Annotated in this window: 8 protein-coding genes; 3 read left to right on the forward strand and 5 right to left on the reverse strand. The window is 66.1% G+C overall.

Translation table 11 applies throughout. From position 1 onward, the window contains the following. Nucleotides 1–52: 52 nt before the first annotated feature. The 4 genes from GGD82_RS11080 to rnd form a co-directional block, all read right to left on the reverse strand. Complete coding sequence (locus tag GGD82_RS11080; RefSeq protein WP_170284206.1) at nucleotides 53–2,314, reverse strand: two-component system response regulator; 2,262 nt, start codon at nucleotides 2,312–2,314, stop codon at nucleotides 53–55. A gap of 76 nt (nucleotides 2,315–2,390) precedes the next feature. Next, nucleotides 2,391–3,341 (reverse strand): diguanylate cyclase, encoded by a 951-nt coding sequence (locus GGD82_RS11085; RefSeq protein ID WP_150061728.1) that lies wholly within the window; start codon nucleotides 3,339–3,341, stop codon nucleotides 2,391–2,393. Beyond that, entirely contained in the window at nucleotides 3,328–8,640 is a 5,313-nt protein-coding gene (locus GGD82_RS11090; protein WP_184013270.1) for a PAS domain S-box protein, read from the reverse strand. The genes GGD82_RS11085 and GGD82_RS11090 overlap by 14 nt, the downstream gene beginning before the upstream one ends. Before the next feature lie 633 nt (nucleotides 8,641–9,273). Beyond that, a complete protein-coding gene (gene rnd / locus GGD82_RS11095) occupies nucleotides 9,274–10,485 on the reverse strand; it encodes a ribonuclease D (RefSeq protein ID WP_150061730.1) in 1,212 nt (403 codons plus the stop codon). Nucleotides 10,486–10,846: 361 nt separating this feature from the next. Between rnd and GGD82_RS11100 the strand changes: the two genes are divergently transcribed. Then, a complete protein-coding gene (locus GGD82_RS11100; RefSeq protein ID WP_170284208.1) occupies nucleotides 10,847–11,509 on the forward strand; it encodes a VPLPA-CTERM sorting domain-containing protein in 663 nt (220 codons plus the stop codon). A gap of 956 nt (nucleotides 11,510–12,465) precedes the next feature. Here GGD82_RS11100 and GGD82_RS11105 read toward each other — a convergent pair. Beyond that, the gene (locus tag GGD82_RS11105) at nucleotides 12,466–13,218 is read right to left on the reverse strand and encodes a PhoH family protein (protein WP_150061732.1); all 753 of its coding nucleotides are present in this window, start codon (nucleotides 13,216–13,218) and stop codon (nucleotides 12,466–12,468) included. A gap of 730 nt (nucleotides 13,219–13,948) precedes the next feature. Here GGD82_RS11105 and GGD82_RS11110 point away from each other — a divergent pair. Next, nucleotides 13,949–15,286 carry an alpha-amylase family glycosyl hydrolase gene (locus GGD82_RS11110; protein ID WP_170284209.1) on the forward strand — a complete coding sequence of 446 codons (1,338 nt, stop codon included), beginning with the start codon at nucleotides 13,949–13,951 and terminating at the stop codon, nucleotides 15,284–15,286. Further along, on the forward strand, nucleotides 15,283–17,319 hold the full coding sequence (locus GGD82_RS11115) for an alpha-1,4-glucan--maltose-1-phosphate maltosyltransferase (RefSeq protein WP_150061734.1): 2,037 nt from the start codon (nucleotides 15,283–15,285) through the stop codon (nucleotides 17,317–17,319). Before GGD82_RS11110 ends, GGD82_RS11115 begins: the two co-directional genes overlap by 4 nt. Nucleotides 17,320–17,365 lie beyond the last annotated feature (46 nt).

Genomic DNA, 17,365 nt, shown 5'->3' on the forward strand with positions numbered 1-17,365 from the left:
TTTCGGGGCGGGGCGGTCGGAGGAACAGAACGGGTGCGCCAGCGGGCGCGTCTCACATCCTACCTAATCCCGGCGGGGACGCGGTGCAAGGCGATGATGCCCCCCCGGACCGGGGCCGCTCTTGCAGCCGATCGAGATTGGCCTCCAGCCATTGCTCGACCGGCTCCGGCCGGCCGAAATGATACCCTTGCAGGATGACGTTGCGGTGTTTCCGCAGCAGGCGGACGTGTTCCTCGGTCTCCACGCCTTCGGCCACGACCTCGATGCCCAGGATGGCCCCGATCCCCAGAATTACGTCGATGATCCGGGCGTCGTTCTCATCCCTGGGCGCGTCCAGGACCAGCCCCTTGTCGATCTTCACCTCGTGGATGGGAAGCCGCTTGAGGTGGGACAGGCTGGAATACCCGGATCCGAAGTCATCCAGGGAGAACCGGATGCCGAAGTCCCCGAGCCGGCGCATGGTTTCGATGACACTGTGCACATCGTGCAGGATCAGGCCTTCCGTGACTTCCAGAACCAGGTGCTCCGGCCGGATCCCGGCGGCCGCGACGGCCTGGCGTATATGAGTGACGAACGACGGCACCGCGAAGTGGAACGGACTGATGTTGACGGAAATCCGCAGCCGTTTGTTTTGCGCCTCGGCGCGCCGAATGATCGCGATGGCCTGGTCCAGCACCCAGCGGTCCATGTTGACGATCAGACCCGTTTCCTCGGCGATCGGCACGAAGGTGTCCGGCGGCACCATGCCGAACTTCGGATGATTCCAGCGCAGCAGGGCCTCGGCGCCCACAATGGTGTCGGTCTGGCTGACCTGGGTTTGCAGCACCAGCGCGAACTGCCCGGCCTCCATCGCGCCCTTCATGTCATGGATCAGCGCGAACTTCTCCTGCGCCTGCCGGCCCATGGACTCGTCGAAGAACACGACCGAATTGCCGCTGTGCCCGGTCGCCCGGTGTCGCGCCGTATGGGCGCGCTGCAAAATGGTGTCCGCCGCGTCTCGGCCGTTCTTGGGAAAGATGCTGATGCCATAACTGCACGACAGCGAGACATTGAAGGCGTTCACGGCGAACGTCACCGCCAGGGCGGTCTGGAGACGCTCGGTCATCACCAGCGCCTGCTCGGCGGCTTCCGGCCGGCTCCGGGCGGTGGGGGTGAGGACGATGGCGTATTCGTCGCCGGCCAGACGGGCCACGGTGCCGTCGTCCCCGAGTTCCGTGGCGACTCGCTTGGCGATCTCCTTCAGGACGAGATCCCCGACAGCCAGCCCCTGGGATTCGTTGATCGCGCGGAACGCATCGACGTCCAGGGCGATCACCGCCGAATAATAACCCGCCGTCTGGCAGTAGCGCAGCGTCAACTCAAGACGATCGAAATAGAGAAGCCGGTTGGGCAACCCGGTCAAGGCGTCGTACCAGGTCAGCTTGTCGATTTTTTCCTGGGTCCGGAGGGCCGCCGAGGCATCCTCAAACATGATGACGTAGTGCGTCGTAATCCCGGCCGCGTTCCGAATCGCGGTTGCGCTCAAATATTCGGGGTAGGACTCACCGTTCTTGCGCCGACTGCGAAGCTCGCCGTGCCACGATCCCGTTTCCGTCAGCCGGACCCAGACATCCGCACCCGAGCCGGCATAGCCCGCGGTGAATTTCAGGTCGACGACGTTGCGCCCGACCGCCTCAGCCATCCGATACCCGGAAATGCGGGTGAACGCGGGATTGATCCGAACGATCCGGCCGGAGGGGTCGCACACGATGACGCCCTCGCTGGTCTTGTCCAGAAGCTCCTCAATCAGCGTATGGTGCTTGTGGGGCGCATGGGATGGACCCTGTTCCGGCGAAAACGGGCCGGAGATCTTTTCAAGATCGTCGATCTGCTCGCAGAGGATTTGATTATCGGCCAGCAGGGCGTCCATCAGCCCGCGGGTGGTCATGTGCGTGCGCACCCGCGCCCGGACCAGCGGGATCTTGAACGGCTTGTGAATATAGTCCACGGCACCCGCGCTGAAGCCACGCGCCTCCGACGCCTCGTCCGTCAAGGCGGTCATGAAGACGACGGGAATATCCTGTGTGCGTTCGGTCCGCTTTATTTTCTCGCAGAAACTGAAGCCATCCGTGCCCGGCATCAGGATATCCAGCAGGATCAGATCCGGGATGTCCTGCGTGTTCAACACACCCCAGGCGTCCTCCGCGTTGGTCGCGACTGTGATGTCGTAGTCTTGGCGCAAGGCCTCCAGCAGGGTGCGAAGGCTGACGGGATCATCGTCCACCACCAGGATAAGCGGATGGCCAAGGGTCCGTTTCGAGGTCGGGTCACGCATCTCAACGTCTCCGCAGGAGCCCTGAGCCGCTCCGTTCGACGGCGGTCGCGCGTATGGCCGCCGCGCCGCACGGGGTTTATCGGGCCGATGTCTCATCCGAGACCGCCGCCGCCGGGCTGTTCTCCACCCGATTGCGGCCACTCCTCTTGGCCCGGTATAGGTTTTGGTCGGCCGCACTCAACAGCGCCGCGATGCCGTCCACGTCCCTCTTGGGCTCGCCGTCGGTGCTGCACCCCAGACTCGCGGTGACTCGCAGGTCCGCGGCCCCGGGGTGATCGTCGAACCGAAGGGCACCGATGGCCAGACGAACGTTTTCGGCAACGGTGCCGGCGCCGTTCCGGTCGGTCGCGGGCAGCACGAGGACGAATTCCTCCCCACCGAACCGCGCCAGATAATCGCCTGGTCGTCTGAGCTGCTCGCGGACGGCGGCGGCGACCCGGCGCAGGACGTGGTCTCCGAACGGATGGCCGAAGGTGTCGTTGAGCCCCTTGAAGTGGTCGATGTCAACCATGACAAGGGATAATGGGGACCGTTCGCGCGCCATGCGCCGCCATTCCCGCTCCGCGACCTCGTCGAACGAGCGACGGTTGGGCACGCCGGTCAGGGCGTCCGTTCCGGCCAGCGTTTCCAACGCCATGGTCTTGCGCCGCAGGTCGATATGCGTCCGGACCCGCGCCTGCAGCACCGCGGCGGTGAACGGTTTGGTGACGAAATCCATCGCCCCCAACGTGATTCCCTTTTCTTCCGTCGCCGGGTTTTGGTCCCCCGTCAGGAAAATGATGGGAATGTGCTGCAGGTCGGGCTCCGCCTTGAACGTCCGACAGACCTGAAGGCCGTCGATGTCCGGCAGGTTCAGGTCCAGAAGCATCAGATCGGGCTGTTCCGCCCGTGCGACAGCGTAGGCCTCCCGCCCCTCGGTCGCGACGACGAGATCGTAGCTGTCCCGGAAGATCGACGACAACAGCCGGAGCGTGCTCGGGTCATCCTCGACGATCAGCACAGTGGGTCGAACGTCAGTGCCGGCCATGATCGATCAACGTCTGTTTCAACTGGGAAGCGGCGCGTGCTGCGCCCTTCAGATCAAACGCCTCGATTTTCTGGCGCATCCCCTCGAACGCCTCCGAATAGTGGGCGCCCAGATATCGCCTCACGGTATCAACAAGCGGGTCCGGCGCCAAACGATGTGTGTTCAGCAGCGCTATGATTTCCTCCAGCGCACCGATCGCGGCCTCCCGGTCCAAGGGGGTATCGGGGGCGAGAGCGGCGGGCTCCGGCACGACGGTTCGGATCTGCGACAGGGCGCGGTCCAGGGCGATCTTGACCGGGCGGCCGTCGTTGGGGCGCCCCGCCCGGGTGTCGATTTCCAGCGCCAGCGCCGCGTCGTGGACCTCCATCGCGCCGATGTTGGCCGCGGCCCCCTTGAGGGTGTGGACCAACCGCTGCCGCGTCGCGGAGTCGCCCCGCGCCTGCGCCGCGTCAAAGGCCGCGATCCACGACTCGTTGTCCGCCAGGAAGGCGCCGAACAGCCGCACCAGCAGGGCCGAATCCCCGGACAGCCGGTCCAGCACGGCGGGAAGGTCGAATCCCGCCAGGGCGTCGAGCGGAGTCGCCCGCCCCGCGCGCGGAGCGGCGCCGGCCACGAACGCAGGGCCCGGCGTCGGCGCGGACTCTGGGTTCGGCGGCGCCTCGGCCGGGAGCCATTCGATGAGCGTCCGCTCCAGAAGGGCGCTGTCGATCGGTTTGGTCAGATAGGCGTTCATGCCGGCCCGCAGAGCCGCGATCCGGTCCTCGTTGAACGCGGCGGCGGTCATGCCAATGATCGGAATGCCGCCCACGGGTCCCTCCAGCGCCCGGATAGCCTGCGTGGCCTGGAGCCCGTCCATGGTCGGCATATGCACGTCCATCAGCACCAGGTCGTAGTCCTTCGCCCTCAGGGCGTGGACGGCCTCCTCCCCGTTGCCCACGATATCCAGCGCGGCGCCCATGCTGGTCAGAAGATGGTACGCCACCTCCTGGTTGACCACATTGTCCTCCGCCAGAAGAATCTGCGCCCCATGCACCCGCGTGACCGCCGAGGCCTCGGACCCGGTCGCCGGGGCCCGTGGGGCCGGAACGGGCGGATGCGCGGCGGGTTCCAGAACCTGGGACAGCGCATCGAACAGTTTGGAGGCGGTTACCGGTTTCGGCAGCAGGGCCCAGGGCACATCCTCGCGCGTCAGGGGAGACGTCCGCCCCTCCGCGCCGGGATCAACGATGCCCACCAGAGGAACCGCCGCCGATGCGGTGCGGTCGCGGAGCCTCTCCACCACAAGAGCCGCATCGCGCATGGGATCCGCGTCCTGCGAGCAATCCACGAGAATAGCCGCGAACTCCGGGGCCTCCCCGGCCGCGGGTTCGCACAGCGCCAGGGCCGCGCGGCTGTCCACCGCACAGGCGCTTTCGATCCCCCATTCCCACAGGTAGCGGACCACGATGTCCTGACTGTCCGGCGTCCCGCCCAGCAGCAGCATGCGTTTCGCCGCATGCACGGGCTCATCCAGGGTCGGTGCGTCCTGCCGATCGAAGGGCAACCGGAACCAGAACGAACTGCCGCCGCCAAGGGTGCTGGTCACACCGATCTCGCCCCCCATGGCGGAGACCAGATGCCGGCAGATCGCCAGCCCAAGGCCGGTACCGCCGAAGCGCCGGGTGGTGGAGGTGTCCGCCTGAGAGAATGGCGAGAAGATGATCGCCTTCTGGTCCTCGGTCATGCCGATGCCCGTGTCGGTAACCGAAAACCGCAACGTGCACGCCCTGGGAGACCCGCCCTCCGCACGAACGGCGATACGAACCGAACCACGTTCGGTGAACTTGAGGGCGTTGCTGACGAGATTGGTCAGGATCTGGGTCAGCTTGAGGGCGTCGCCCACCAAAAAGGTCGGAACGTCGGGCGGAAGGTCGGCCAGCAGCTCAATGTCTTTGCGCGAGGCCGTAAAGACGAACATATCAAAGATATCGTTCATGATATCGTCGAGATTAAAGTGCTCGGCCTCGAACGTGAGCTTGCGCGCCTCCATTTTAGAATAGTCGAGAATATCGTTGAGAATACCCATAAGAGCCCGCGATGATCCCAGGATCTTGTCGAGAAAATCGATCTGCTGGTCGTTCAGATTCGTTTTGCGCAACATCTGGGACAGACCGAGAATCGCGTTCAACGGCGTGCGCACCTCGTGGCTCATATTGGCCACGAATTCGCTCTTGGCGCGGCTGGCTTCCTCCGCCTGCACAGTCCGGTGCTCCAGTTCCGCGTTCATGGCTTCAAGGCGGAATTGCGCCCGCTTGAACTCGGAGATATCGGAAACGATCATCACGACGCCCTGGACGGTATCGTCGGCGATATCCGGGATGTAGTTGGCGATGACGAACACGTCGTCGCCCGCCGGCGACACCCGCTCCTGTTCGAAGACCTGCATCTGCCCCGCCATGGCCTCGCAAAAGCGCGGATAGTTCTCCTCGAAGTGCCGGGGGTCCACGAGGTCGCGCAGCGCGGCCCCGATGCACGCCTCCTTCGGAACACCGGCCCAGGTCCCGAAGGCGATGTTCGCGAACGTACAGGTGTCGTCCGGCCGCCAATAGGCGACGGTGGACGGAATCGCGTCCGCGATGGTTTCCAGAAGACGGTTGGAATTGGCGAGCTGGTGCGTGCGCTCCTCGACAAGACGTTCGAGCCGGTCCTTGTACTGCTCCAGTTCGCGGCGCACCCGCAGCAGCTCGGACACGTCCTGGAACGCCAGGAACAGGCGCCCCGTAAGCATGCCGCCGGTGGCCATGGACGCCGACAGCAAAATGTCGGACCGCTGCCCGTCCGGCGCGGTGATCTGCGTTTGGCCGGTGGCGACGCGAACGTCCCCCGTCTCGGTGAGCCCGAGGACGAGACGGAGCACGGCCTCCTGGCTCTCCAGATCGGGAAACACGTCGCGCAACGTGGTGGCATCCGGGATGTGGGCCGCCACCAGGGCCGTGGGGCCCCCTTGGCTGGCGATCGTCATGGCATCGAGAAGCTGGGCCCTGTGCCGAGGGTCCAGGGTGTCGATCGACCGGCGGATGGCCTGATCCCCGATCCGCCCGTGCGTCCACTCGGTCAGCGCGGCTTTGGCGTCCACCTCCAGCAGCGTCACGGGCGCGGTCGCCAGCAGGGCCTGCACCCGCTCGTATTCCTCGCGAGCGCGGACCTCGGAGCGCTTCACGTCCTCGATGTCCGTGTTCGACCCGTACCATTTCACGATCTGGCCCTCGGCCCCCAGGATCGGCACGGCGCGGGTCGCAAACCAGCGGTACTGGCCATCGTGCCGCCGGATCCGGAAGTCCACGTCCAGCTCCGTCAGGGTGGCGACGCAGCCCTGCCAGGCCGCGAACAAACGCTCTTTGTCGTCCTCGTGCACGCACGCCAACCAGCCGAAGCCGAGTTGGTCCGCCTCCGGAACGCCCGTATACTCCACCCACTGCTTGCTCAGATAATCGCACAAGCCGTCCCCGTCGCAGGTCCAGACCAGATGGGGCATCGACTCCGCCAGCATGCGCCAGCGCTCCTGGCCCACCGCCAACGCCGCCGACATGCGGTAGCGGTCCGTATCGTCCAGGCCCACGACCGCATAGCGTGGCGCCGTGCCGGCGCGGCTGGGGATGGGATAGACGGTCAGGATGAGGCGGGTCTCAAGGGCCGGATCGTCGGCCCGCACCCGGACGTGGCGGCGCCGCAGCTCGTCCCCCTGGTCCAGAAGGTCCTGAAACCGGGTGAGCGGGCCCCCGACAGGGCCCGCGTCGGCCAGATGTTTGAGGATCGACCGGCCGATCAGGTCCTGGACCGACTCGACGCCGAAGATCCGGGCGGCCGCCTCGTTGCACAGGGCGATGGTGCCGGCGCCGTCGCAGACGACGATCAGGTCATTGCTGCGCCGGATCAGGGCCGCATAGATGTCCTTCTCGTCCTCCAGCCGTTGCCGGTGGGAGAGATCGACGACGCTCGCCACGACCATCCGCCGCCCATCCGTGACCAGCCGGCCAAGGCTGAGATTGACGGGAAACGATGTCCCGTCCTGGCGGCGCGCCTGCAGGTCACGTGCAACCGTCAAACGATCCACGTTGGAGGCCATGAACCCGGTCCGCAGCCCCGCGTGATTCACCCGCAGGTCGTCGGGGAGAAGACAATCGACGCTGACGCCGATCAAGGCCCCCGGCGCATAGCCGAACATGCGCTCGAGGCTGGGGTTGGTGATGACGATGTCGCCCGCGTCGTCGGCAACCAGGATTCCGTTCGGGGACACCTCGACGACATTCTGGAAGACCTGTTTGGCCTGGGTCAGTTGGCTCAGGTTCTCGGTCCGCGCCTTGATGCGGATCAGTTCGGCCGCCTGCGCCCCGCGCGCCGACAACTGGCGCTGGAACAGGACACTCAGGCCGTAGGCAAGCAGGACGGCCCCCAGGGTCGCGCCCCCGACGGTGATCCAGATCGACCGGGCGAGCGCGGCCAGGGTGGCGCTCGGGATCACGGAGACCAGGGTCCAGCCGCCGCGCTCTTCGACCGGGTGGTTGACGGGCCCGCGCGGCGGGGTGCGGGTCCACACCCACAGGCCGGAAGCGGTGTCAACCGTGCCGGCGACGGCGTTCTGAATGCCCTCCCACACCCGCGGTTCGGTGTTGCCCAGGAACACCGGACGACCGAAGTCCAAGGCCCAAGCCTGGCCCGGATCGTCGTGGATGGCCCACGTCCCCGTACGGGTCAGGATTCGAATATTGTTTGTTTCGCCGAATAATGATCGTATCCTCTTCAGGACAGACTCAACAGAGATGTTGATGATTAAAAGTCCATTATCATCCGGTCCCGTCTCGCTCAAGCGAAGGGCCACACGGATGGTCGGCGTCAGGGGACGCTCTATTTTTCCATTCTCTCGGTTCAGGTTGATGTCTGAGATATAAAAGGCCTTGGCGTCCAGGTTCATCGTATCCCGGAAATACGACGTATCGCTTTTATCCTGATTCGCCCAGGCCGGAACCGCGACGGCAAACGGTCCCACTTTGTTGACGCGGGCGCGCTCCACGCCATCGGGCCCGATCCACCGCGCCTGAACATAGGTCGGATTGCGCATCAGAAGAGTCGCGAAGGACCGTTTGAGAAGGCTGAGGTGCGTGTCCGGCGCCTCGAGGGCGCGCTGCACGTCGATCTCCCGGGTCACACCCGCCAGCTGGTGCATCGCCGCCTCGATCGTCACGTTCAGCTTCTGCGCGGCAACGCCGACCAGATGGGTCTGAGCGGTGACCATCGCGGTCCGTTCACTGGCGTGCGTCAAGACACCGACGATCCCGCCGCTGAGGAGGGCGATCACAACAAGCGGGACAAACAGGCTCCAGGCCGGCCGCAGCCCGCGAAAGACCCGGCCCCCGGGGCCGAGGGGCGCGGACCGACCGCCCGTCCTGGCGGAAGAGGAAAGGTCGGCGGCGGACAGGGATTGGGTCCCGCGATCATCCATGGAAAGCCTGTTCGCTTCTGCCGAACTCGGGGCGGCGTCACCGCGCGACCCGTCGCGGGACGGCATGAGGGCCCGGCCCGAAGCCCGGCAGTCCCGTCGGCGGCGGACACGCGGAGGCTTCCCGCGCGCACGGGCGGAGGCGAAGGGCGAGCGGAGGGCCGACACCGGGCGGCGCTATCGTATCGCCACGCTCGTTACCGAACCGTTAGGAACCGGGCGTCCGCACAGGCGCTATTTAATCGGAATGCGAGTAATTTGAGCGCGCCCCATTCGAACGCGCCATCACCTGGGCGCGCTCGCCTTGAGGGGCGGGACGGATCTGGGGGTCCAGCGCCGCGTCGATCACCAGGGCGATGCGATGAGTCGCCGGCTCGTGCCTTTCCCGCAGGTCGCTGTCGGGATCGCCGCCGGCCGCTTCGGTCTCCGGCCGGTGGGCTCGAAGGCACCGAGGCGTCAGGCGGCGCCCTCGCCGGCCTCGACCTCCGCAGCCGCGTCGGCATCGTCCCCGACCTCGACAGTCAGGGTCTCGACCCGCTTGCCGTCCTCGGAGACCGCGAGGGCAAGGCGCCCGTGCTTAAGGTCCAGCGCGGCGGCACCGAACAGCTCCCGCCGCCAGCCGTCCAGAGCCGCCACCCCGGCGTGGTCGTCCGCCGCGATGCGCTCCAGATCGGCGGTTGAGGCGACCAGCTTCTGGGCGACGCCGGCGGCCTCGCACTTCATTTTCAGCAGGACCTTCAACAGGTCGATGATGGGGCCCAGGCCGTGCGGCAGATCCTCGCGCGCCGGCGGGCGGGGCAGGGTGCCGAGCGGCCGGGCGCGGGCACGGTCGAGCGCGTCCAGGATATCGCGGCCGTGGCGCCCCTCCGCCATGCCCCGCGACATGGAGCGGACCTGCGCCAGCGCCTCCACCGTGTCGGGGTTCTGGGCCACGACGTCCAGCAGCGCCTCGTCGCGCAGCACGCGCTGGCGCGGCAGGTCGCGGGCCTGAGCCTCGTGCTCCCGCCACGCCGCCAGTTCAATGACGCCCGCCAGATAGCGCTGCGACTTGCCGCGCACCTTCAGGCGGCGCCAGGCCTCCTGCGGATCGGTCTCATAGGCGGCGGGGTTGGTCAGCGCGGCCATCTCCTGGTCGAGCCAGCCGACGCGGCCGTTGGCCTTCAGCATGGCCGCCAACTGCTCGTAGACGACCCGCAGGTGCGTGACGTCCGACAGCGCGTAGGTCAGGTGCTTCTGCGACAGCGGCCGGCGCGACCAGTCGGTGAACCGCATCGTCTTGTCGATGCGCGCCTTGGCCAGCTTGTTCGCGAGTGTCTCATAGCCGACCTGCTCGCCGAAGCCACACACCATGGCCGCCACCTGGGTGTCGAACAGGGGGCGCGGCAGGTCGCCGAGCATCTGATGGAAAATTTCGAGATCCTGGCGCGCGGCGTGGAACACCTTCAGCACGCTGGTATCCCGCATCAGGTCCTTAAGAGGCTCAAGGTCAATGCCGGGCGCCAGCGGATCGATACACCACGCCTCGTCCGGGCCGGCGACTTGCACAAGACAAAGCTGCGGCCAGTACGTCTTCTCGCGCATGAACTCGGTGTCCACCGCGACAAAGCGCGCACCGCGCAGGCGGTCGCGAAAAGCCGACAGGTCTTCGGACGTTTGAATCAGGGACATACTTGCCTTCTATCCGGCCATGCGGGGGATGGCAAGACGGCCGTTTGCGGCAGACGCCCCAATCCCCGCCGATTGGAGCGCCTCCCCCCTCCATTTGGTGGATCGCAATGCGAGAGTTATCCGATAACTGCTCGTTTATCGGTGCAAACTCCACCGTATGGAGGGGCCAACCATGGGGTGGATTTTAACGCCTATAAAGTTCGGCATACATTCTGACCCAACAGGTCATGTGCCGGTCGCAGGCTGAGGGCGGCCTCAGCCAAATCACTCCAGAGCCATGCACGCACCCTTTGAACCGAAAACCGTGGGTCCGTCGCGTTGGGGGCACGACCGCGTGGGCCAGCACCTTGGGAGAATGATCATGAAGTTTTTCGAACGCATGAGCGCCATCGCTGCCGGAACCGCGCTGATGGTCGGTCTGTCGGGCGCCGCTCACGCCGCGTACGTCGCACCGACGGCCGTCACCTGGGAAAACAACGGCGACGTCGATACCGGCCGTGACAATGTCGAGGGCGTGAAGGAGCAGGGCGGGGACTTCCTCAGCCTGGGCCGCGGCGGCTGGGCCGTGATGGACTTCGGCGCCGAGCGCACCGGTTCCGGCCTGGTGATCGAAACCACGTACAATTGCACCGACACGCCCAGCGGTGAGTGCACGTATGGTGAATCCGCGAAGGTGTTCGCGGCCCTCGACTGGGACGGCACCTACGCCGCCACCGCCGATGGCGCGAACCCGCTGGGCGGCGCGATGGAGGGCTCGACCACGACCTACTCCGGCGCGGATTGGACCTATGTCGCCGCGGTGCCGAACGGCGACGCGCAGACCGGTTTCACCTTCGATATTCCGGGGCCGTTCCGCTTCCTGGCCATCGTGGACACCACCACCGGCACGAAGTCGAAAGACGGCTTCGACATCGACAAGGTCGCCGTGACCCCGCTCCCGGCCGCCCTGTGGTTCCTGGTGACCGCCATCGGCGGCCTGACGGGCGTCCGTTGGCTGCGGAAGGGTCAGCCGGCGACGGCCTGACCAACACATCGTGACGCACCGGGCACGCCATCGTGCCCGACAGCCCCCCGGCGGAACCCGCCGGGGGGTTTGCGTATGCGGGCCCGGCGCGATGCGCCATGCCGGTCGCCCATACGGCAAGCGGCGATGAGCCACCGCAGGCCGGCAGCCCTCGACGCGGTCCAGGCCCAGACCGCGCAATCATACTGTGAACTCGGGGGCTGACGGAGCCTCATAAATTGAGGCTGTGGAGCGAGCAATCGCCATTTGGTTTCAAAGTGCGTGGCGTGACCGATACGACGCCTGCCGCCCGATGAGCTGTTGAATCACTTTCGCAGCTGCAAAGCTTAAGCGATTCCAAAGATTGATGGTTTTTTCTTAGCACACTGATTCTTTGATGAAAATCGGATTTCATGCTTGCCAAAAATTCAGTTGCATGCGATAAAAAATCATCTGGGGAGCATGTGGCGGCCACCACATGCTCCCCAGGGCTAGAGGGATATTTCTTGGCTGCTCAGTGCCGATGGTTTACCGCTTTGCGTTACCCAAAGGACTTTGCCGCCGGTATTATCCGGGCAGTTTGCCACACTGCGCACCTCCTTTCAGTCTTGATGCGGTTGCGGCGGAGGGTAACCCCTCTACCGCAACGTTCTTACGCTACCCCACTTGTTCGGGTGGCGCAATAGATTTTGTATCCACAGGGGTGTGGATAACTATATGTGGGCTATTTGACTGGGCGCGGAGTAGCGGACGGACCGGCGGCGGCTGCGACCCTTACGCGTCTTCCATCGATATCGCCCGTGTCCTTGGGGCGTCTTTGGATTATAAGTCTTTTTTAATTCAAACATTTGCGTCATCTTGAGCGAACAAAGCGAGCCGAAGGATCTCCCTAAGGGGAACAGTTCCGGACGGGTCGCGAGTCAACGCTGGCGATCCCTCGCCGCACGCGGCGGCGAGGGACGACGACACGGGCGGCGTTACAGCACCGACAGCATGCAGGACACCAGCGGGTGGCGCACCACGTCGCGGTCGGTCAGTTGCACCACCGCGATGTCCTCCAGCGCCTCCAGCCGGTGGGCGATCTCGGCCAGCCCGGAGACCCCGGGCAGCAGGTCGGTCTGATCCGGATCGCCCGTGATGACCATGCGCGAGTGCCAGCCCAACCGGGTCAGCAGCATCTTGATCTGGCCATAGGTGCAATTCTGCGCCTCGTCGATGACCACGAAGCAGTTGTTCAGCGTCCGCCCGCGCATATAGGCGATGGGCGCGATCTCGATGGTCCCGTCGGCGATGAGCGCCTTGAGCCGCTTGCCGCCAGTGCGGTCCGACAGCGCGTCGTACAGCGGCCGCAGGTAGGGCAGCAACTTCTCCTCCATGGTGCCCGGCAGATAGCCCAGGTTCTCGCCCGCCTCCACGGCCGGACGGGACAGCACGATACGGTCGATGCGTCCCTCCTCCAGGTGCCGTACGGCGGTGGCGATCGCCAGATAGGTCTTGCCCGTGCCGGCCGGGCCGATGGCGAGGGTGAGGGGGTGATCCTCCATGGCCTCCAGCAGGCGGCGCTGGTTGTCGTTCTGTGGCCGGATGGTGCGCTTGTAGCTTTGGTCGCGGTGCCCGTCGATCGGATCCCAACCCACGCCGAGCGGATGCAGCGGCACCGGCGGGTTGTCGTACCGGTGATGATCCTGCGGCGCGCGGGCGGCGGCGGACTTCGCGGAACGTCTGGCCATGGCGGTCACGTCCTTTCGCTGAGGGAGCTTTCGCTGAGGGGGCTTTCACCGAGGGGGTTTTCGCGGGCGGGAAGGGCGGCGGTCGCCCCGGATCGCCGGGGCCACCGAAGCGGCGCGCCTTGGCGGCGCGACACAAAAAACGCCCCCGAGGAGCTCGGGGGCGGTGGGGTCAGCGGAGGGCTTCGGAGGGCGCGCGGCCGGGACGTCACGGGACGGGGTGCGGTGCGGCGGATGGGGCGGGGCCGCGCATCCTGGGGTGCGAGCGTGGCCGGCCGGTCCGTGCGGCGAATCCGTCCCATTTGTTCTCCCATGGCGGCGCCTCGATTCAACCCTAGCCGGAATGACCGACTCTGTCACGGTGCTTGTGCGTGAAAGGACCGTGACACTACCAGATGTGGGATTCCGGCACCGCCGGGCCAAGGACATCCCCACCGGGGGCGCGCGCGTTTCGTCACCAAATTGTCGGGTTTTGTCGCCCATCCCCGCTTCGCGTGGGCACGGGGGCCGTGCTAAGGTCTTTCGTCCACTCCGGGAGCGGCCCCGGGGGCCGGCGCCGGTGTTCCAGGGCGCCGACCGGGCCGTTCCGCGCGGCAAGGACTTGACCGCCATGCCGAATGACCCAACGTCCCGCCCGTCTCTCGCCCATCTCCGGTTTCCCGGTCAGCCCCCCGCCCCGCGACGTGGGCCCCTGGACTCTCTCGGACCGTCCGCCCTGCGCAAGGTTGGTGTTATGACTCTGCCCGTCGTCGTCGACCCGGCACCCCGGATCTACAACCTGTTCCCGACGCTGGCGGGACCGCTGTCGCAGTGGCCGGCGCATTTCGACCGCATCCGCCGCATGCGGTTCAACTGGGTGTACGTGAACCCGATCCACTACCCCGGCTTTTCCGGCAGTCTGTACGCGGTGAAGGACTACCACGCCCTGCACCCGCTGCTGGACGACGGCAGTGGGCAACCGGTGGACGTGCAGCTCCGCACCATGCTGGACGCGGCCCATTCCCGCGGCCTGAAGGTCATGCTTGATCTGGTGGTGAACCACACGGCCAAGGATTCCCCCTGGGTCGAGCAGCACCCGGACTGGTACGTGCGGGAGGCCGATGGCGCCGTCCAGTCCCCGTTCGCCATCGACCCGGCGGACACCAACAACAAGACCGTCTGGGGCGATCTGGCGGAGCTGGACTTCTCCCCCCGCCCGGCGCGTGACGCGATGGTGGCGACCTATGCCGGCATCGTCCGGCACTATGCGGACCTTGGCTTCGACGGCTTCCGGTGCGATGCCGCCTATAAGGTGCCGGGGGACGTCTGGTCCACGCTGATCGCCGCGGCGCGCGCGGTGCGGCCAGACACCCTGTTCGCCGCCGAGACCCTGGGGTGCCGCCTGTCGGAGATCGAGCAGTTGCGCCCGGCCGGCTTCGACTATCTGTTCAACAGTTCGAAGTGGTGGGATTTCCGGGAACGCTGGCTGCTGGACCAATACACGGCGTTCCGCTCTCTGGCACCCTCCATCGCCTTCCCGGAGAGCCACGACACCCCGCGCCTGCGGGCCGAGCAGCCCAATCCGAACGATCTGAACGCGGTGGAGAGTGCCTACCGCCGCGCCTGGTTGTTCGCGAACGTGTTTTCCAGCGGCACCCTGATGCCGATGGGCTTCGAGTTCGCCTTCGCCCGCAAGCCCGACGTCGTGCACACCCGTCCGGAGGACTGGGAGGACACACCCCTCGACCTCAGCGGCTACATCGGCGCCGTCAACGACATGAAGCAACGGGTGCGCGTGCTGAACTGGGAAGGGCCGCAGGAGATGGTCGACCTCGGCGGCGACGTCTGCCTGCTGGTGCGCGCGGCCGAGCACGATCCGGACCGGTCGGTGGTCCTCATCAACCGCGACCGCCACCAGGGCCGCCGGGTGCCGGTGGACCCGATCCGCACCCCGCGCCACGGAATCGGCGATCTGCCCCTGGCCGAGATGACGCCGGCGCGCGCCAAGGGTAGCCTGGATCGCGGCGCCACCATCGCGCTGGAACCGGGTGAGATCCGTCTCTTCGTCCATGACCCCAGGGAGCCATCATGAGCAAGCGGAACGCGGCCACGACCGGGACGGGCGCGGCCATCGACCTGTCCCTTCTGTCCAGCCGCCCGATCGTCATCGAGCAGGTGCGGCCGGCCATCGATCACGGCCGCTTCGCCGTGAAGCGCCGGGAAGGCGACACGCTCACGGTCACGGCCGCCATCTTCACAGAGGGGCACGGTGCCCTCTCCGCCGCCCTGAAGCTGCGCCGGGCCGGCGCCACCGACTGGCGCGAGGCGCCCATGGTGTCGGTCAACCACGGGCTTGCGCTGTGGGAAGGGACGATCCCGCTCGACGACATCGGCCGCCACGAATACACCATCGAGGCGTGGCGCGACCCCTGGACCTCCTGGACCGACGAGGTCGGCAAGAAGGTGGGCGCCGGTCAGGACGTCGCCCTGGAGCTGCTGGAAGGCCGGGCCCTGGTGGAGGCGGCGGCCGCGCGCGCATCCGGGGACGATGCCGTCTACCTCAACACGGTGATCAAGGGCCTGGACGCCACCGACGCCACCCAGGCCTCCAAGGTCGCCCTGATGACCACCCCAGACGTGGCCCAGATCATGGCACGCTGGCCGGACCGCAGCGCGGCGGTCGAGTATGACTTGATTCTGCCCCTGGTGGTCGATCCGCCGCGCGCCACCTTCGCCGCGTGGTACGAGATGTTCCCCCGCTCCCAGGGGACGGAACCGGGCCGGTGGGCCACCTTCGACGACTGCATCAAGCGCCTGCCCGAGATCCGGGCCATGGGTTTCGACGTGCTGTACTTCGTGCCGATCCACCCGATCGGCGTCAGCTTCCGCAAGGGCAAGAACAACAGCCTGGAGGCCCAACCCGGCGAGCCGGGCAGCCCCTACGCCATCGGTTCGGCCGAGGGCGGGCACACCGCCGTCCATCCGGAACTCGGCACCATCGAGGATTTCGAACGCCTCGTGCGCTCCGCCAACCACATCGGCATGGAGGTGGCGCTGGACATCGCCATCCAGTGCTCGCCGGATCATCCCTGGGTGAAGGAGCATCCGGAATGGTTCAAGTTCCGACCGGACGGCACCATCAAATACGCCGAGAACCCGCCCAAGAAGTACCAGGACATCGTCAACGTCGAGTTCTTTGGCCCGCATCAGTATGATCTGTGGGAAGAATTGCGTCAGGTCTTCCTGTTCTGGATCCACCACGGTGTAACCATCTTCCGCGTGGACAACCCGCACACCAAGCCGGTGCCGTTCTGGGAATGGGTCATCCGCACGGTCAAGGATGAGTATCCGCACGTCCAGTTCCTGGCGGAAGCGTTCACGCGCCCGCCCATGATGAAGATGCTGGCCAAGGTCGGCTATACGCAGTCGTATAGCTACTTCACATGGCGCAACAGCAAGGCGGAGCTGACCGAGTATCTGACCGAGCTGACGCAGACCGAATGCGTCGAGTACATGCAGCCGAACTTCTTCGCCAACACGCCGGATATCCTGCCGGAGTTTCTGCAGCGCGGCGGGCGGCCCGCGTTCATGATCCGCGCCGTGCTGGCCGCGACGCTGTCGACCGTCTACGGCATCTACAACGGCTTCGAGCTGTGCGAGAATGATCCGATTCCGGGCAAGGAAGAGTACAACAACAGCGAGAAGTACGAATTCAAGGTCTGGGACTGGGAACGCCCCGGCCACATCAAGGATCTCCTGCGCCGGCTCAACCGCATCCGCCTGGACAATCCGGCCCTGTGGCGGTTCGAGACCCTCCGGTTCTATCCCTGCGACAACGACGACGTGCTGTTCTATGGCAAGATGAGCCCGGACGGCGACAGTCTGATCTTCGTTCTGTGCACGGTGAACCCGTTCGACGGCCAGCACGCCTGGATGCAGTTCCCCCTCGCGGCGATGGGAATCCCGGAGGATCAGGGCTTCGAGGTCGAGGACCTGCTGACCGGTGATAAGCATCTGTGGACCGGGGCGTGGCACCACTACTACCTGGACCCGACCATCAACCCGGCCGCCATCTTCCGCGTCACGCCCTGGCGCCCGGTGGACTACCGCACGCCAACCGCGTAGACACAGCGCGCGTTCCCGCTCACTGCCTTCTGAAGACGGACCACGA

Origin of the sequence: Roseospira marina (genome assembly GCF_014197855.1) — a bacterium.
Classification (GTDB): domain Bacteria; phylum Pseudomonadota; class Alphaproteobacteria; order Rhodospirillales; family Rhodospirillaceae; genus Rhodospira; species Rhodospira marina.